This window comes from Neobacillus cucumis, from assembly GCF_023715505.1.
Genome location: NZ_JAMBOH010000031.1, coordinates 1 through 18,299, shown reverse-complemented (window position 1 = coordinate 18,299; position 18,299 = coordinate 1). Strand labels below are relative to the sequence as shown.

Here is an 18,299-nt window from a genome sequence, read left to right as displayed (position 1 = left end):
ATTGTAATAATGAGTTTAAAATTGGAGCTTGAATGCCTCAATTAAGGGTAATTGTATTTAGTAAATTGGAGGGATTATGGATTAAAAATATTATTATGAACGAAGGGATTCAAACAAAGGAAGTAAGACTGGTTTCAGAAAACGGTCAACAAGTGATTCCCACCACTCAGGCACTTAAGATGGCGATTGAAATGGGATTAGACCTTATTCAAATCAGTGATTCAAACCCGCCAGTGTGTAAGATATTGGATGGTGGAAAATACAAATTTGAATTACAGAAAAAAGAAAAGCAGAGTAAACAAAATCAGCAGACAATCGAAACAAAAGAAATACGTATGTCTATCACAATCGGCGAAAATGACTTTCAAACAAAAGTAAAAAGCGCCATCTCCTTTTTAACCAAAGGTTATCATGTAAAGGTAAGTGTTCGTTTCCGAGGAAGGGAAATCACGCATATCAACCTTGGCGAAGAACTCCTCGCACATTTTTGCAACGAGGTTAGCCACTTGGTGAAGTCTCAAACAAAAGCGACATTGCAAGGCCATATATTATCGATCATCTTAAAACCATAAAAAATCAAGGCGTGAGTAAAATATTCAAATTTTGAAAATAAAAAATTCTGTTACAATTAATAAAGGACCCTTACCGCCTGTAAAGGTCCCTTTATCAATATTGTAACAATTTAAATTTCTATTTTGACGTATGAAACAAAACGACAATGCCTTTGAAAGCATTGCTCCATTTTACTATAATCTTCTTCCTCTTCTGCTTTTATTTAAATCTTATCATTGAGGTATGCCAATTTCTTTTAATGGATAATATCGAAATTTCACTTCCCCAATAACTGCGTCGCAGGAAACATAGCCGAAAATTCTGCTATCCTTACTTTTCAAGCGATTATCTCCCATTACAAATAACCTACCTTCAGGCACTTTAGATACTCCAGTTTTTTCTTGTAATGAAAAGTCCTCTGTCAGTCTATTTAATATATTTTCACGTTTATTTTCTATTAAGTACGGTTCTTGTAATACCTCTCCATTAATGTACAGCACATCATCTTTCATTTCAATACTGTCTCCTGGAAGACCGATTACCCTTTTAATATAATGTTTACCCTCAAGATCTGGAGCATCAAACACAATCACATCAAATCGTTGTATTTCAGACATTTTACTTATTACAACTCTATCTTCATCTTGAAAAGTAGGTGACATGGATTCTCCAAATACAGTTGTCGGTGTGAAGATAAATTGTCTACAAATAATAGTGATGATGAATGCAAATGCAATTGATTTTAACCATGAATAAATTTCTTTTTTTGTACGAACGTTCATATTTTTCCTTCTGTCTCAATACTAACAATGTATTTATTTCCTATTTTAACATATTTAGACATTTAATATTAATTACTTGTTAACCTGCTCCGTTTTTTAAAAAGGAAAGCTGCCCCAATGACAGATGAGTCTCTGATATATGTGTAAAATTGTGTACTTAAAGTAAAGGGCAAGATAGCTTACAAAGGAATTTTCACATTTTCACTTGAATATATCTTAGGAAAAGACTATGGATGGAGGGCTGTTTATGGCGTTAGTTTCAATCTATACTGTTGGTAGGCTAAAACACCCCTATGACCACTCTGCCTCTCGTGAATTTTTTCAAGTAGGGAATGATGTATATCGTCAGGCAACTAAATCAGGACTTATCGAGGCGTTTTCACCTGAAGGAGTTCCTTTCCCTGAAGAAACGGTAAAGGGAAATGGTTCACCTATTCTTACACTAACTGTATGGAGAAGCCTTCAATCCTTAAATCGCTTTACCTATTCAGGACAACATATGCAAGCATTACGAGATAGAGGCAAATGGATAGAAACGTATCCGGAGAAACACCTTTCTTATGTAGTTTGGTGGACAGAAAAGGTGATGGATATCTCATGGGAGGAGGCATTCAAGCGATACAACCATTATATTCAGCATGGTTCCACACCTTTTGCATTTGATTTTAAGCGTGCATTTGATGAAAAAGGGGAGACATTCTTGATTAAGTAGCAGAGGGGAACCTTCATTGCATCAAAGTTTTAGAAAACAGCCTTATAAAAAAATATCCGGGAATTTATTCAAGCAGTTTACTACAACTAACCAAAGTGTAATACTAGAATGTTGGTGTAAATATAATTGGATTTTATTAGTACAATAAAAGGCAAGAATAGCTGAAAGCGGTATTTATCTTCATTAATTTTCATTATTCTGTTTATCTTTGTCGGGACGCTGTTTTATGCCATCATTAGTGAATGGATCGTTCATACGGATGGGTACCCCAATACCTATTTTGATTTTAATAAAGATGATTATGTGGGAATTAACCCGTTACTTTATTTTACCTTGATGAATTCACCATTTTGGTTTTGGCTTTTAGGCCTTTTTGTCGCAATTCGTTTCATTCATAAACGGAAATTCAGATCACTCATTACGCCCAATAGAAAAATAGATTGGAAGAGAATAGGACTTGGATTTATTACCTACTTTGTCATCTCAGGTTTGACTTCCATCCTCAATCGCCTCTTAAACCCTGGGGATTAGTCATTCAACGATGTCAAAGTTTCTGATTTTTTGATTTTATTTATGCTCGTGCGGGTTTCTACTCCCATTCAAACAACCTGTGAGGAATTATTTTTCAGAGGATATCTCTTGCGGTTTTTCGGAAAATGGGTTCGCATTCTTTTCTTTTATCTCTAATAGTTGGCTCGATTTTTGGCGCGCGCCATTTCACCAATCCTGAAATGGGGTATTCCCCCTATTGGTTGGAGCGGATTATTTGTTAACTGGATTCATTTGGTGTATATTACCTTAAAAACGAACAGTGCTGAATTGTCGATTGGAGCGCACGCAGCAGATAATATGCTGCTGGGGTGGTTCCTCCCGATGGATGACTCTGCCTTGGGTAAGATTCCATCCTTCTTTGTTGTCACAAATATTAATCCGGCTATCTCACTCATGTGGACCATTGTTTCTCTAGGAATTTTCTTTTTTATTTCTTTGAGAAAATACAATTTTTAGACTAAAAAAAAGGACGAAATTTACAAAGAATTACAATCAGTATTGCTCATCATTTTTATTGGAATTCCACGCTACCGCTCCGAATACAGCTCCAATGATTAAGATAATCCATTTTATTGCTTTTTTCACCTTCGACACCCCTTTGTTTATCCTTTTTCTTAAATCTGATAATAACGAGATAGTTTTCTTATTCAACAAATATTCTGTCCTGTTAGCATATTAACAAAAAGGCTGACTTTTTATGGCAGCCAGTTTTGATAAAGACATTCCCTTTTAATATATGCTTTATACCAATATTTTCAGAAAAAGGTTTCATTATTATCTGTTCATTCTTCAACTATCCACCACCAATCGTTTACATGCCGCCTTCTCATTTACTGCACATTTTCTTCGTATTGGACTCATTTTTCACCCTAATGATCAATTTCTCGTTAACTATTGGTATCATCAGAATTTAACCGTAACTTTGAACATATATAAATAAGGGGTGATTGAAATGGATAAACATTTACAACAAACATTTGATATCCGTTATTTAAAAATTGGTGGAATGGTCAATGGTGGTGTTTTACAAATTGGGTGTGGAGCTGGTAAAGTCCCACGAGTCCCTCCTAGTGGCTATACTACAATAGGAAGTTCATTAGTTGGTGTACCAGCAGCCCCTCAACAATTTGCTGTCCCATTGCAAGCAGCAGTAAGGCAGAAATCATAAACTACTTGTGTTTTATAGTTTTTAATTTTTTAAAGCAAAACTTTTGATAATAGTATTGATGGTTATTTTACTATGCTACGAAACAAATTTATACGAAAAAGCGGCTAGGGTTACCTCTAGCCGTTTTTCCGCTGCCTCACAATATATTCAAGAAAAAGGCGTTAGATCAAACCATCCATTTTGAAAATCAGTCACCAGAAAATGGAGAACTTTAAGATTTTGGAGTTTCCGATGGATAAAAGAGTATGGATTTAAAAATTATCTTCATCCGTCACAAAACAAAATCCTAATTTTACAATCTTGTTTCAGAATAACTAATATGTACTTTTATTTGACTAATAGGCACTTTAAAACAAACAGGATAAACATATGATGGCAGAAAATAAATAAGCTAATAACGGATTTTAATGATGCAACAGTATCATTAACTTTGTTGTCTATTTTGATAGTAATTACCAACAAAATAGCTACAAATTATCCCTATAATAAAAGGAATTACTGAACCTCCTGCTTCGAACCCTTTTGAAGTTTCTTGGTAAAAACTAAACATAAAAAATTTAATATCAAACAAGTATCCTATCAATAATAGTAAACTGCTAACAACGATAAATGATATTAAACCTACACCCACAGTTTTTATCAAAACTCTACCTCTTTCTATTATTTCTGCATTTTGATATGAGGAAAAATAAGGTGGATATCTTCTTTAATTTCTTTATAAGAGTACCTTTATCAGTGCCACTCTCCACATTTATCACTTGTCTTATATCTTACCATACATTTCCAAAGTCTTGTTCAACTCCTATTGTTTAGTACAGGATTCATTATGCTGGGCTAAACCTGAATTGCACATGAATCTTCCCTTAGAGGTCTTAATATAGTATCTCTATGTGAAGGAAACATGATAAAACATTTTATTAGTTTGAAATAAACTTTTTTTCAGTGGGGAGATCATCTCTTCGTATCGAGGGAAGTATAGGAAGGATTCTGTATTCATATTGGAAACACAAGAGCTGTCCCGAAGCTCTTGTATGGATAACGGTCGTCAATCAGCTACCCTGATGGGGGATTTTTTGAGGTGACCGGTCGTCAATCAGCTCTATTGTCTACCTTGATGGGAGATTTTTGAGGTGACCGGTCGTCAATCAGCTCTATTGTCTACCTTGATGGGAGATTTTTGAAGGGGCCGGTCGTCAATAAGCCTTATTGTCTACCGTGATGGAAGATTTTTGAGGTAACCGGTCGTCAATAAGCTATATTGTCTACCGTAAGGGAAGATTTTTTGAAGTGGCGGTCGTCAATAAGTTCTATTGTATAGTATTCACCGAAAACGGAACATTTTAAATTCTAATACTTGCTCTATTTTTGTCTTTTAAAAGATCTTTCCTACCATTTCTATTTTAACTATTACTCCATACAAAATGACTTTAAAGTAAGTAATGGATACTGAAAACAATCTCTTTTATTTACGTTTAGACCTAAAAAATCCATAACCCCGTCCTAAATAAAGGACAGGGTTAACATAAAGTGGTTTAATGTTTGACAAAAACACTTCACCCAACTAAAAACATATCAATAAAGTCGTTAGAACTAGAATATTTCGTCATGAAGTTCTTCTGCATTATTTGAATAAGATTGCCGCATGTATCGTCAAAGACAGCTATAGTGAATTCCCCCATTTTTGTCGGTTCCATAGTAAACCTCACGCCTTATTCCAATAACCGATTGTACTCTTTGTGAATATCAGCAACGCTAAACATTGTTGCTGGAATGCCATCGGCAAATATCTTCTTTTGATACTCCTTCGTGGCAGGATGGGCATTAGGTTAGAATAAAAGCTCGGTACCATCTTGGTCATCGGGAGATACAAGCGTTACCATCTAAATTCTCCGACGGGAACGTCCTCTTTTTTTACAAACCCAAGCTTTTCTGAATAAGACCCCAGTACCCTGTCTTGATCTTGTACGAATATACTGGTAACAATGATTTTCATACTGTTTTTACCAACTTTGATATTTTTGAAGCATAAGCTATAAGGTATTCAACTATTATAATATTTCAATATAACCATCTGTTCCATGCACACGAATGCGTTGCCCGTCTTTTATCAAGTTGGTCGCATTTTCCACCCCAACGACTGCTGGTAAGCCATATTCTCGTGCGATAACTGCTCCATGGGTCATCAGTCCACCAACTTCGGTAACTAGACCTTTTATGGATACAAATAATGGTGTCCAGCCAGGGTCAGTAAAGGAAGTGACTAATATATCACCATCTTCTAAATCAGCATCTTCCATGTTTAAGATGACTCGTGCTCGTCCTTCTATCACTCCGGAAGAAACAGGCATACCTAAAATTGCTTCGGCGGGGAGATTTTCTCGTTTGTACACACCCACAATGATTTCACCATCTGACGTGATCACACGTGGGGGCGTTAGTTTTTCATATAATTTGTACTCACCTTTTCGCTTGCTTATGATCTGGTAATCAAGTTTTTTTGTACGTACAACTTCGCGAAGTTCATCAAAAGTGAGATAGTATATATCTTCTTTTTCACGAATAGCGCCCGCTTGTACAAGTTGTTCGGCTTCTTTCAGTAACGCCTTCTTATAAACAAAATAGCGATTAATCATGCCGTATTTTGGATATTCACGATAACCGATAAAATTCCGGATTTGGCCGATCATTCGTTTTGTTTCTTTGGCCTTTTGTTCACCATCCGGTAATTGCTTCAATCGGTCTAATAACTCTTGTTCCTTTTCCAAAGCAACACGCCGCCCTTGCTCGAATTTGCGCTTTCCAGCATTTGGCTCAATGTTTTTAATGTTACCGAGAATCATGGGGACAAGAGTAATAGGCTTTTCACTCCAACGAGTTTTAGTCATATCGATTTCTCCGGCACATCGCATTCCGTATTTGTTGAGAAAAACATTGAAAGCGTTTCCAGTTTCCTGTCCACCATCAAAACTAACTAGTTCATCCAAAAAGTTATCATCTTTTACATGTTGTAAATAATCAATTACTTCTGGATAAGGACGAATCACATCTGCGACATCCAATAGTGCTAGACCCATTTCCGAAGTAATATTATTTGGTACAGATTGAGAAAGTATGTCTGCTACGTTTTTTTCACCTAACCACTCCATCATTTTTTCATTGATCCAATGTGAAGCATTTATAGCAGTCATAAAAACAGCTGTACTTTGTGGGTCAAATAAAATCTTCTTTAACTCTTTGATATCTTCCAAAATAAAATCAAATAGATCCGGTCCTGATTTCGTTTTAATGTTTTGTTTTAACTCTTCTATCGACGTTTGACTGCGCTTAATCAACTCATGAACAATGGTCGGATTGTTATCGATTTCTTCCGGCATTGCTGTATTGTTTCTGTTGGGACCCGGTGCTTTTTGATCATATGGTAACGATTTTATAAAATCTCCTCGCTCTACAACAGTCGTAAGTGCGTCTTTCATGAGCGGATCGTGTTGTCCCATGGTATTTAATAACATGTTTCTCCTGTCAGGTGAAGCCAGCATAGGTGTGACATCCACAAACAACCTTCCACCAGCTTTACGCATAGGTGCAGGAGTTATTAACAGGTGAAAAGATAATCCCAATGGTTTTAAGGGCGCGGTCATCATTTGTTGATGACCAACAGATACATAGACGTGATTTTCTTGATCATTCGCTTCAGGGATGGGGAAAAGCGTCGTGATTGGACGGCTCTGGACAATATAAAAAGTATCATCAACCAAACACCACTCGATATCTTGCGGGAAGCTAAAATGAGCTTCGATCTGTTTTCCGAAGCGTGCCAGTTGTAAAATTTGTTGGTCGGTAAGAGCTTGAGTCTTTTGCTGCTCCGGATCGATCGGCACGGTCTCTGTTCCGCCTTCTTTTCGTCCATAGATCGCTAATTTTTTGGTTGCAATCACCTTATCGACGATTTTATCTTCCAGTACTTTATAACAATCGGCAGAGACCAAGCCAGAGACCAGAGCTTCTCCAAGTCCAAAACCGGCATCGATCGATAACAACTTTCGGTTAGATGTAATAGGATCTGCTGTAAATAAAATCCCTGAAGTCTGTGGGAAAACCATCCTTTGAACGATAATGGATAAATAAATTTGTCTGTGGTCAAATCCATTTTGCATACGGTAGATTACCGCGCGATCCGTAAATAGGGAAGCCCAGCATTTGCTGATATGCTGTAAAATTGCTTTTTTGCCGATGATATTTAAATAGGTATCGTGTTGACCAGCAAAAGAGGCATGTGGTAAATCTTCAACAGTCGCACTAGAACGCACTGCATAAGCATATTCATCGCCAAACTGGGAGAGATAGTGAGCAACTGCTTTCACAACATCGGAAGGAATTTCTACTTCTATAATGAGTTGTCGAATCTTCCTGCTGATTTCAGCAATTTGATCTCGATCCCCTACTTTTAGCTTTGTTAGTTGATCCAACAAAACTTGAAACGTTTCGTTTTGTTCGATGGCTTTTTGATATCCCACTGTTGTTATACAAAATCCTTCAGGTACTTGTATTCCTTGAATTTTTGTTAATTCCCCTAAATTTAACCCTTTTCCGCCAACCAGCAAAAGCTGTGATTTTTCCATTTCCTGAAAACCGAGAACCAAAGAACTCATCTAATTCTCCCCTAACCATTACATTTCTTGTGGTTTCTTTGATATATTAATCCATCTCATCAAAACTAATTAAAGTTCTATTGTATTTTAGCAGTAGCAAATAAGAATAAACAGTCTATATTATCCATTTTTTGTATGTTATAATTAAATTAGGAAGAGTTAGAGTTCAACTTTCAAAAATAGCTAGATCTTACCATACACTAACCTGATAAAATCCAGTTCATCCCCTCGACAGTAGCGCATATACCTTTTAGCCCACAATGAATAGGGTTAAAATACCAACCCTTCCCATCTTATCTGTTTATCTCCACCTTTATAAAGTAATTTATTTCAACATAAGATAAATACCTCAGGCTAGGGTTTATCCCCTTGCTTCCTTTTAGGAAGCATTAGTTTTCTAATACGAACCCACCATCTATTGTCCCCTTTCGGTATTTAACCAGGAGAAGCAAGAAACCCCAATTGTAAATAGACAAATAACTTTTCCTACTAACCTAAATAATTAAAAAAGAGATGTGCAAGATTGAAATTAAGATTCAACCTTTATACATCTCCTTTATAAAAAGTTTACTACATATTGCTAACAATTCTTCTTCAGTGATTTTTGCAGCTATATTTTCATTGCATAATTTAATGCTGCTTCTTGCCATTCTTCACTAATGGTTGAAGTTCCATCGGTTGCAATTACAACATGATCCCATCCATAATCTGCGTCATCACTACAAGTATGCTCTACAGCTATGTTAATCCAAACACCTGTAACATAATTGGGTTTGATTGGATGACCAACAGTAGCGATGTTACAGCTGGGCCAAACAAAACATCTTTTCCGATGATAATTTTAGTAAAAAAGAATGGCTGACCTTAAAGGGTTAAGTCTTCTTATGTAATCTTTACTTGATAAATCCATTGAGAAATTGATATAACTCTTCTAATTCGCCTTCTTTTGCCACAATACAGTTAGGATATTGATTAATCTCTGCACCGCTGGATAATTTAAAATCATTGGGAGTTGGAAGTCCAGAAGCACAAATCATTAAATAGTCGGCATAATGAATTAATCCTGTCACTGCTGATGTTTTTATGATCATTTGCCCCATTGCTCTCCCTGCAAACAAACCCTTCATCGCACTTTTTCCACCTGTTCTTTCTATTACTATTCTACTTTCGTCAACCATTACTTTTGTTCCTGATTATAAATCAAACGTTTTCATCCTATTCAGCTCCTACTTGGCCTTATTATTTTTCTATTTTTACATATTTTCACAGTGTATATTAATTACTGGTTAATCTGCACCGCTTGTAAAAAGAAAAGAGCTTCAATGTCAGATGGATCTCCGATATATATGTGAAACGGCTATATCCACATTCTTTTCATGTAATTAATGATGTTCAAGGAATTTAAAAACAGCTCGAATAGACCTAACAAGACTTGGTCCAAATAATTCTGCAAGATCAAAAAAAATATCAAGGAATTCCCACCACTTGGATTCCTTCCCTTCCTTTTTCCTCTTATCCTTTCGGGCCTTTCTTCTCTCTTTAAAAGTATTCATTTACACCCACCCATCCCGTTTTAAATTCGGAATCACCTACACATTGGAGAGAAATTTTACCGTAAATGACCATTTTTTTATTTAAAAAACCAGCAGATTATTTACTAAATTAGAAAAAGAGCTTGACGTCAAATTATTTGTAATAATAGGATAATTCAGGTAATGCAGATAAATTTGGAGGTATATATATATAAGTATAAACACTTTTTAGTGGGTTTGCAGGGGCTGATTTTTATTAAGTAATCTAAATCTACAAAACATACGGAAATTGATTTAACCAATTTGACTAATCTAAACCAATAGTGTAATAATTTGTATGTGTTTTTCAAAAACTACTAGAATGTTGGTGTTAATATAATTGGATTTTATTAGAGTAATAAAAGGCAAGAATAGCTGGAAGAGGTATTTAACATCATTTATTGTCATTATTCTGTTTATCTCTGTCGGGGCGCTCCCTTATGTCATTATTAGTGAATGGATTGTTCATACGGATGGAAACCCCAATACCTATTATGATTTTAATAAAGAGGATTATGTGGGAATGAACCCGTTACTTTATTTTGCTTTGATGAATTCACCCTTTTTGTTTTGGCTTTTAGGCCTTTTTGTCGCGATTCGTTTCATACATAAACGGAATTTCACTACGCTGATTACGCCCAATAAAAAAATAGATTGGAAGAGAATAGGATTTGGCTTTATTACCTACTTTGGCATCTTAAGTCTGATTACCATCATCGATTGCCTCTTAAACCCTGGGGATTACTCATTCAACGATGTCAGAGTTTCAGATTTTTTGATTTTATTTGTGCTCGTACTGGTTTTAACTCCCATTCAAACGGCCTGTGAGGAATTATTTTTCAGAGGATATCTCTTGCAGTTTTTCGGAAAATGGGTTCGCATTCCTTTTCTTTTATCTCTAATAGTTGGCTCGATTTTTGGCGCGCTCCATTTCACCAATCCTGAGATGGGGTATTCCCCTGTATTGGTTGGAGCAGATTATTTGGTAACTGGATTCATTTGGTGTTATATCACTGCAAAAACGAACAGTGCCGAATTGTCGATTGGAGCGCATGCAGCAAATAATATGCTGTTGGGTTGGTTCCTCACGATGGATGACTCTGCCTTGGGTAAGATTCCATCCTTATTTGTTGTCACAAATATTAATCCGGCTACCTCACTCATGTGGACCATTGTTTCTTTAGGAATTTTCTTATTTATTTCTTTGAGAAAATACAAATTTACTAGACTCTAAAAAAGATGCCAGACACCTTGCTATTTTTAAAGGTTACTGGCATCTTTTTTAATTGAAACAAAATACTGACTCAATAAGTCGATTCACGTATCGACCATCGAGCCAGTATTTGCTTTATAGAGACGCGTGATTAACCTGGGAATAGCTGTCTTAATCCAAAATTCTTGACTTACTTACCTCGACATTCCCCCATGAACAAGAACCTCTTCTATTGGGACAAACTAAGAGAAATAGGCTAGCGAGGCCTATAAATGAAAAAACTCTGTCAATATTGATTGCCTGTTCATTTCTCTTGTCGTGTTCGTCGGTTAATTTCTGATGATGCCTGTACTTTTCGCCCGTTAGTTCTTATCTGCACCTGCTTGCTGCATTGAAATTCATAGCCTAATTAAAGCATTTTCAAATGATCGTTATGTTCCTAGTTTTCTTCAAGCATAAAAACATCTTGTACGATTTTTATCCATCTTCCGTTCTGGTAGGATTAGATTTTTGCCAAGTCTACTTCAAATTCTGTTCCCCAAGAACTAAGGCCTTCCCATTTTCTAGGTTTTAATGGTAATTTTTGATGCCATGGACGCGGTTCGAAAATATCGAGCTCAGGAATATACACATCCATCTCTGTATATAGCTCAACTACATTTCCATCCGCATCATGGTGATATGTGGCAATATTATGTCCAGCTGTATGTCGAGAAGGACCCCAAAGAACAGATAAACCTTGTCTCGCTAAAATATCTGAACTTGCATATTGATGTCCTGCATCTCTTAACTGATAAGCAATGTGATGTAATCTAGTCTCATTTGATGCTACGATATTTAATACGTGATGTTCATAATTACATGTTAGGAAATTACAGAATTCCTCCCCGATTTTATCTGTAAAAGTAAAGCCTAATACATCTCGGTAAAATTCAATTGTTTCAACAAAGTTTTTTGCATAAAATGCAATGTGCCCTAGTTTAAGAGGAAGAATACCTGACGTACCAAAACCAACAACTGGTTGACCCATTTCTGTAAATAGCTCAACAATATTTCCAGCTGGATCATTTAATTCTACGAATCTTGATATTCCTGGTTTTCCATCTATTATTAATCTAGAATCAATTCCTATAGAATGTAATTGTTCTTGTACCTCTTCTAATGACAATTGTCCATCTAATTGATAACCATAACTTCGAATTCCTTTTTGAATACTAGGAGTAATCACAATATTATGATGGTCCACACCATTACTCAAATAAGTAATTCCGTCTTTTTCTTCCGTAATACGATAGCCCATTGTATTTGTATAATAATTCACCATTTTTTCAGGTACTGGTGAAAAGAAATCTGCATAACCTAAACGAAATACTTTTACATTAACCATCGTAAGTTCCTCCTAAAATAATATTTTCAATAAGAAAATTTATAAAATAACCGGCAAATTACGAAATTATTTCATCATATTTTTATTAGAAATGTTAAAATGATACTTATAGGTTTTCCAAGGCCTATTTTCTTGGTTGAATTTGTCCGCTAAACAAATCCAACCTGACGCAGCGGCTCATGATTTAATTTTTTAATTCATAGCTGCTGTGTTCATAAACTTTTTCAGTTGATTTCTTAAATCCTCTACTAGTTCAGAAAGCTCAGAGAATGAAGTTACACTGCCAAAATGATAGAAATCTGGACGGACAATAACCGCCTCTATCTGATTTTGTTTGAAATACTCATAATATTTCCCGTTTACATCCACAACGACATCTGGTCCCATCTCAGAATCTGCTATTTCTATAAATGTAGCGCCGATATCTTCGAGAAATTCAATTTGCTTATCGTTTAAAGCATTTTTCGGGTTGCTTACCTGGCTAATTACCATCCAACCAGTACCAACAACATCATCGAACAAACCTGTTTCCCCTAAATATTTCACTTCGCTTTGTAGAGATAGCTGTCCAGCTAAATAACAACCTTTCCTTACTTCTGGTTGATGGAGAATTCCATCTCTTAAAATTGGAAATTCAGGGAATGGCGGAGCATCTCCGTTTAGAAAAGCTTGGTCTCTTTCTTCAGCCTTTTTCGGGTCCGCTACACAAATCAGTTTTCCTAAATAGATTGCTGCTTCAACGACTCTTTGATTATGTGGTTTACGTTCTTCTGTATAGGTTTCTAATATGTTGTCGTTCACATTTCCTCGTAAAATAAGATCAAGTTTCCAGGCTAAATTAGCTGAGTCGCGAAGACCTGAGCACATTCCTTGTCCCATAAATGGCGGCGTTAAATGTGCCGCATCTCCTGCAATCATCAATCTACCTTTTCTCCAATTATCAGCCCATCTTGCTTTAAACGTGTATAACGCATGTCGTTCTAATATGGCGTTTTTCGGCGTAATGTCCCATGGTTCAAGTAATTTCCAAACCTTTTCTTCCATTTTAAATTCTTCTTTTGATTCACCAGGACGGATCATAAATTCCCAACGTCTTCTGCCATAACCTCCTGAAACAACTGTGGTCGGTCGGACTGGATCACATAATTGCAAATTCATTGGACTAAACGTTCTTTCTTCTTTCGGAATGATATCAACAACAAGGAAATCTGAATTGAAGTCTAAATCTATCATGGTATGTTCCATATTTGCTCGAACAAAGCTATTGGCTCCATCACAGCCGACAACATATTTTGCATGAATCTTTGTTACTTCTCCGTCCAAGTCTTTTACATTTAGCTCAACGTGGTCATTAAATTCCTTTAATTGAATGGCTTCCATTCCAAGATTAATGCTTACCGTTTCTAGTTCTCGGCATGTGACATCCATAATTGCTTCTAGTTCAGGCTGACAGAAAAACATATCTGCTTGCCATCCTGAAATACCAAATTGTGACCAATCAAGTTTTATTAAGGGTACACGATTAGGATTTTGCCATTCATAAAAATCATGAACAGGTTGTAAGACCTTCTTCACATCATCCGTCGGAACAACGGATTGGAGAAGTCTAGCAATCTCATGATCTAGCTTTACAGCACGCGGTAATGGATAGGGTTCAAGAAATCTCTCAAATATACCTACCTTCCACCCTTTCTGACCAAGTAATGTTCCTAATAACTTTGCCACTGGACCATAGCCTACAATCGCAACATCTAAACTTTCTTTTTTCATAGTTTCACTCCAATCTAAAAGAAATTTATATGATTCAAAAAAATGAAAGCGAATACAATATTAGTTACCTTAATAAAATCAATACCGCACTATTTTATACACTATTTATTGCAATAAAGTGCTGAGAAAAAATTAATTACCCGTAATCTAATCTCAGCACATAGGTGAATTCATTTAGGAAACAGTTACTTTACTAGGAACCACTTTATTGACTTGTTCACCGAGGTCGATTGTTCCATCTGCACTTTTAATACTGCAGCGGATAACATCCCCATCTTTTAGATAATTACCAAGCTTTAATTGGCTTTCCAGCATAACTTTGACTTTCTCTTCATAAGGAGTAGTTAAATTTGAAACCTTACTCATTTCTTCTTTAGACAGATTCATTGCTACGCCACCTGTTGTACCTGTCACAATCAAATCACCTTTTGAGAGATCCATAATCTCAGATAGTTCGATAATGGTTTCAGCTGGTTTAAATAACAACTGATTCGTGTTAGCTGATTGGCGTAGTTCATCATTTACCCATAGTTTAATTTCAAGGTCATGAATGGATGGCATTTCCTCTTGATCAAGCAGGTAAAAATATGGTCCAGTCGGTCCAAACGTACGGTAGCTTTTTCCTCTTAACCATTGTCCTTGAGTTAGTTGTACATCCCGTGCTGATACATCATTGAAAATAACTAATCCCGCAACAAATTGGTGAAGGGTTTCTTCCGTTACCTCTACTGGTCCTGTAATCTCTGAACCAATAATTAAACCTAATTCAATTTCATAGTCTAATAATTGTACATGGGCTGGACGGATAATTTCTGTATATGCTCCACATAGAGAACTATCTGCTTTACTGAAAATCAAGTTAAATGGAGGTTTATTTGCTTCTAATCCTGATTCTGCTCTGTGTGAGCTATAATTGGCACCTTGACATACGATTCTTGCAGGAGTTGTTACTGGACTTAAGAAGGTTACCTCGTTTAGTGAAACTTTTTCACCATTTTCTTGTTCATATAATTTTCTGGCTTCTGCCTTTCCTTTATCTAGGAATTGAGCCAGAGAACTATATGTATCTTGTAATACTAAGATATGATCCCCTTTCACAACACCCCAACGTTCAACATTTTCTTTTTCAAATCTTACAATTTGTAATCCCACTTTAAATTCCTCCCTTTGTTAAACTTGCAAATATAATAAGCTTACGAGTAATTGTTAAATATTTTTTGTAAGATAGTCCTTACACGTAAGATTAATTCCGTCATTGTTTTTTTAGCCATTGCTTCGTCACGTGACATGATTGCTTCATAAATCATACGATGTTTTTCTAAAGCTGCCCTTGTTGGGGAATCGTAAGGAAATTCTTGATTATCATTTGTTAAAGGTAATGTCTTTTCCCTACTAACGGTAAGGGCTTTACGCATAATACGAATGGTTCCGATTAATAAATCATTGTGTGAAGCTTTTATGATACTTTCATGAAAATCATAGTCCGCTTTGGCCCAAGCTTTTTCATCCCCTATAGATTGTTCTAGTTTTTGGAAAGCTTCTTCCATGTTCATTCTGTCTTGTTCTGTTGCCCTACTGGCTGCTAATGCTGCTGCCGTTGGTTCTAGCCCCATTCTTACTTCTGTTAAATGAAGTAAGAAATCTTTATTGTTTGGATCTTCTAGCAACCAAGTCATTACCTCAAGATTCCACCATTGCCACTCGGTTCGTGGTAAAACGACAGTGCCCGAACGCTGATTGGATCGCACCAGACCTAGGGTTGATAAACCTTTATATGCTTCACGGACTACAGTTCTGCTAACATTATATTCTTCACAAAGATCTTCCACTTTAGGTAAAATTTCTCCTGTAGTAACTTCTCCAAAAACGATTTTTTTCCCAAGATCTAAAATTAATTGTTCACTTCTATTCTTCATCAATTTCTCTCCTATCCACTTATTACTATTAGTATACATAATCTTTTAAAAAGGATTGGAGAGGATAATAGAACGTTCTTGGAAGTTAACGCTTACATTTCAAGTGAAATTATTTCACTCCCCCTTTCAATCTGAATGTTAAAATAAAACCCAAGATAAATATTATTTATCTTAATATTATAATAAATCATATTTATTTTTATTGTCAATAGATTCTAACCATTCTATCTCAAATTACATTTTGAGGAATTTCTAATATATTTTCTAAATGATTCTTGAGTTACAACATTTCACAACCTTTCTTATGGAAAAAGAAAAAAAGGCGACCTTCTTCTTGAAGTATCGCCCCCATTTAGTTTCAAAAATATTTCTCCCCAGCAAACTGTTTTCGTAAAACAATCTGGCTTATTTTTTATCTCCACGAGACCATATCACCACTGGAATTAGTAATAAGGACAAAATCCCACCAGTAAATGATAATGTTAGATAACTTGAACCTGCTACAATCATTCCAGACAGTGCTCCTCCAGCAGCTCCTGAAAACGCAATCAAAACATCCACTGTACCTTGGGTTCTAGCCCTTGTGGAAGATTCAGTTGAATCAACAATGAGTGCAGTCCCACTTATCAAACCAAAATTCCATCCTAATCCAAGTAAAGAAAGAGCAATTATTAGAAGAACAATAGAATCTCCTGGTGCGAATGCTGCAATTAAACCGGCCAGAAGTAATGTAGTTCCAGAAGCAATAGCCATTGCATTACGCCCCAACTTATCAACAAGGACACCTGTAATTAGTGATGGTAGATACATGGCACCTATATGAAAACCTATAACAAGACCTACTGCGCCCAAGCCATGTCCATGATGCATCATATGAACTGGCGTCATTGTCATAATAGCTACCATAACAATTTGAGTAAGGACCATAACCGTTGCACCAACGATGATGCCTCTTTTGTTTTCTTTTTGTTCTGTTGTTGCCAATTGTCCTTTATCATTAGGTTTTTGATTGGCTCTTTCTATCGTTCTTGCTATCACTAATGGATCTGGACGAAGCATGATGAAAAGGACAAGACCTGCTAAAATATATGCTGCTGCTCCTAAAATGAAAGGACCAGCAAGTGATGGAACACCAATCGAAAGAGCGAAATTCCCCATTATATTTACTAAATTTGGACCTGCAACTGCACCAAAGGTTGTAAAAACCATCGTCATACTAATAGCAGTCGCCCGCTGTTTACTATTCGCTAAGTCTGTACCTGTATAACGTGCTTGTAAATTTGTTGCTGACCCGGCACCATAAACAAGTAGGGAAGCAAATAACAAGAAAACACTATTTATTAATGCTGCAATTATGACTCCTATTGCTCCAAGTCCACCAATCATAAAACCAGCTGATAGACCTGTACGACGACCAAACGCCTGCGAAAGTCTCCCAACAAATAATGCAGCTCCTGCTGACCCTAAAGTTAATAAAGCTGAAGGAATTCCAGCAAACGCATCAGTACCGAGCATTTGCTGTGCAAGAAGTGCCCCCACAGTAACTCCTGCTGCTAACCCTGCACCACCAAAAATTTGTGAAATACTTACAATGAATAATGTACGCTTGTATAACGATTTTTGTTTTTCTGAAGAACGAATGTAGCTTTGTAACGAAGCTGTTTGGATGTCTAATGCCTTTTCACTTTCTTTCTGTAACATAATCTAACCTACCTTTCTAGAAACCTAATTCTATTTCTAATTAACTTCCGACTCGATTTGAATTTTCATAACACGCAATCGAGTAGGAGGCTATTCATTAATTGATTAGCCGACTCCGGGTAGAAAGGTCGCCCAATTGGCGACTCAAACCCCCACAGAACCCGGCGTGCGGATTTCCCGCACCGGGCTCTTCAGAAATTGCTTCACAGTTTCGCGTACATCTTTAATTCCGAAAATGGAATTGAAAGTTTAGGACGCTCTAGAGGAAAAATCGACTTAATCTTATTGAACTTTTCCCACGTTATATAGCTCTTTTGGCTTCTACT

15 protein-coding genes and 1 pseudogene are annotated in these 18,299 nt (G+C 36.3%); 5 read left to right on the top strand and 11 right to left on the bottom strand.

All coding sequences use genetic code 11. From position 1 onward, the window contains the following. The first annotated feature begins 32 nt into the window (after window positions 1-32). Entirely contained in the window at window positions 33-572 is a 540-nt protein-coding gene (gene infC, locus M3226_RS26385; protein ID WP_251571752.1) for a translation initiation factor IF-3, read from the top strand. Between the two features lie 213 nt (window positions 573-785). Here infC and lepB read toward each other — a convergent pair whose 3' ends face one another. Further along, window positions 786-1,334: a signal peptidase I gene (lepB, locus tag M3226_RS26380; RefSeq protein WP_251571750.1), complete on the bottom strand. Its 549-nt coding sequence runs from the start codon at window positions 1,332-1,334 to the stop codon at window positions 786-788. Window positions 1,335-1,581: 247 nt separating this feature from the next. On the opposite strand from lepB, the gene M3226_RS26375 reads away from it, so the two are divergent. From M3226_RS26375 to M3226_RS26365, 3 genes are all read left to right on the top strand, one after another. After that, window positions 1,582-2,046, top strand: coding sequence for a DUF3291 domain-containing protein (locus tag M3226_RS26375; protein WP_251571748.1), 465 nt, complete (start codon window positions 1,582-1,584; stop codon window positions 2,044-2,046). 702 nt (window positions 2,047-2,748) lie between these two features. After that, window positions 2,749-3,054 (top strand): hypothetical protein, encoded by a 306-nt coding sequence (locus M3226_RS26370; RefSeq protein WP_251571746.1) that lies wholly within the window; start codon window positions 2,749-2,751, stop codon window positions 3,052-3,054. Window positions 3,055-3,550: 496 nt separating this feature from the next. Continuing rightward, window positions 3,551-3,766 carry a hypothetical protein gene (locus M3226_RS26365; protein ID WP_251571744.1) on the top strand — a complete coding sequence of 72 codons (216 nt, stop codon included), beginning with the start codon at window positions 3,551-3,553 and terminating at the stop codon, window positions 3,764-3,766. A gap of 1,553 nt (window positions 3,767-5,319) precedes the next feature. Here M3226_RS26365 and M3226_RS26360 read toward each other — a convergent pair. From M3226_RS26360 to M3226_RS26345, 5 genes and pseudogenes are all read right to left on the bottom strand, one after another. Then, window positions 5,320-5,759, bottom strand: a pseudogene (locus M3226_RS26360) (VOC family protein). Between the two features lie 55 nt (window positions 5,760-5,814). Beyond that, window positions 5,815-8,415 carry a phosphoenolpyruvate synthase gene (ppsA, locus tag M3226_RS26355; protein ID WP_251571743.1) on the bottom strand — a complete coding sequence of 867 codons (2,601 nt, stop codon included), beginning with the start codon at window positions 8,413-8,415 and terminating at the stop codon, window positions 5,815-5,817. Window positions 8,416-9,025: 610 nt separating this feature from the next. Beyond that, the gene (locus tag M3226_RS32870) at window positions 9,026-9,157 is read right to left on the bottom strand and encodes a hypothetical protein (protein ID WP_374110692.1); all 132 of its coding nucleotides are present in this window, start codon (window positions 9,155-9,157) and stop codon (window positions 9,026-9,028) included. Between the two features lie 151 nt (window positions 9,158-9,308). Continuing rightward, a complete protein-coding gene (locus tag M3226_RS26350) occupies window positions 9,309-9,593 on the bottom strand; it encodes a hypothetical protein (protein WP_251571741.1) in 285 nt (94 codons plus the stop codon). A gap of 204 nt (window positions 9,594-9,797) precedes the next feature. Further along, complete coding sequence (locus M3226_RS26345) at window positions 9,798-9,968, bottom strand: hypothetical protein (RefSeq protein WP_251571739.1); 171 nt, start codon at window positions 9,966-9,968, stop codon at window positions 9,798-9,800. Between the two features lie 358 nt (window positions 9,969-10,326). Between M3226_RS26345 and M3226_RS26340 the strand changes: the two genes are divergently transcribed. Further along, window positions 10,327-11,220: a CPBP family intramembrane glutamic endopeptidase gene (locus M3226_RS26340; protein ID WP_251571736.1), complete on the top strand. Its 894-nt coding sequence runs from the start codon at window positions 10,327-10,329 to the stop codon at window positions 11,218-11,220. Between the two features lie 481 nt (window positions 11,221-11,701). On the opposite strand, the gene M3226_RS26335 is transcribed toward M3226_RS26340, so the two are convergent. The 5 genes from M3226_RS26335 to M3226_RS26315 all read right to left on the bottom strand — a co-directional run bounded on the left by M3226_RS26335 (window position 11,702) and on the right by M3226_RS26315 (window position 17,976). After that, window positions 11,702-12,586, bottom strand: coding sequence for a VOC family protein (locus M3226_RS26335; RefSeq protein WP_251571734.1), 885 nt, complete (start codon window positions 12,584-12,586; stop codon window positions 11,702-11,704). Window positions 12,587-12,778: 192 nt separating this feature from the next. Beyond that, window positions 12,779-14,356, bottom strand: a complete 1,578-nt coding sequence (mhpA, locus tag M3226_RS26330; protein WP_251571732.1) for a bifunctional 3-(3-hydroxy-phenyl)propionate/3-hydroxycinnamic acid hydroxylase MhpA — start codon at window positions 14,354-14,356, stop codon at window positions 12,779-12,781. Window positions 14,357-14,530: 174 nt separating this feature from the next. Continuing rightward, a complete protein-coding gene (locus M3226_RS26325) occupies window positions 14,531-15,508 on the bottom strand; it encodes a fumarylacetoacetate hydrolase family protein (RefSeq protein ID WP_251571730.1) in 978 nt (325 codons plus the stop codon). 41 nt (window positions 15,509-15,549) lie between these two features. Beyond that, entirely contained in the window at window positions 15,550-16,272 is a 723-nt protein-coding gene (locus tag M3226_RS26320) for a FadR/GntR family transcriptional regulator (RefSeq protein WP_251571728.1), read from the bottom strand. A gap of 405 nt (window positions 16,273-16,677) precedes the next feature. Next, the gene (locus tag M3226_RS26315) at window positions 16,678-17,976 is read right to left on the bottom strand and encodes an MFS transporter (protein WP_251571819.1); all 1,299 of its coding nucleotides are present in this window, start codon (window positions 17,974-17,976) and stop codon (window positions 16,678-16,680) included. Window positions 17,977-18,299 lie beyond the last annotated feature (323 nt).

Coding starts and splice junctions, on each gene's coding strand:
- infC (WP_251571752.1), top strand. CDS start 33: ATGCCTCAATTAAGGGTAATTGTATTTAGTAAATTGGAGGGATTATGG.
- lepB (WP_251571750.1), bottom strand. CDS start 1,334: ATGAACGTTCGTACAAAAAAAGAAATTTATTCATGGTTAAAATCAATT.
- M3226_RS26375 (WP_251571748.1), top strand. CDS start 1,582: ATGGCGTTAGTTTCAATCTATACTGTTGGTAGGCTAAAACACCCCTAT.
- M3226_RS26365 (WP_251571744.1), top strand. CDS start 3,551: ATGGATAAACATTTACAACAAACATTTGATATCCGTTATTTAAAAATT.
- ppsA (WP_251571743.1), bottom strand. CDS start 8,415: ATGAGTTCTTTGGTTCTCGGTTTTCAGGAAATGGAAAAATCACAGCTT.
- M3226_RS26350 (WP_251571741.1), bottom strand. CDS start 9,593: ATGGTTGACGAAAGTAGAATAGTAATAGAAAGAACAGGTGGAAAAAGT.
- M3226_RS26345 (WP_251571739.1), bottom strand. CDS start 9,968: ATGAATACTTTTAAAGAGAGAAGAAAGGCCCGAAAGGATAAGAGGAAA.
- M3226_RS26335 (WP_251571734.1), bottom strand. CDS start 12,586: ATGGTTAATGTAAAAGTATTTCGTTTAGGTTATGCAGATTTCTTTTCA.
- mhpA (WP_251571732.1), bottom strand. CDS start 14,356: ATGAAAAAAGAAAGTTTAGATGTTGCGATTGTAGGCTATGGTCCAGTG.
- M3226_RS26320 (WP_251571728.1), bottom strand. CDS start 16,272: ATGAAGAATAGAAGTGAACAATTAATTTTAGATCTTGGGAAAAAAATC.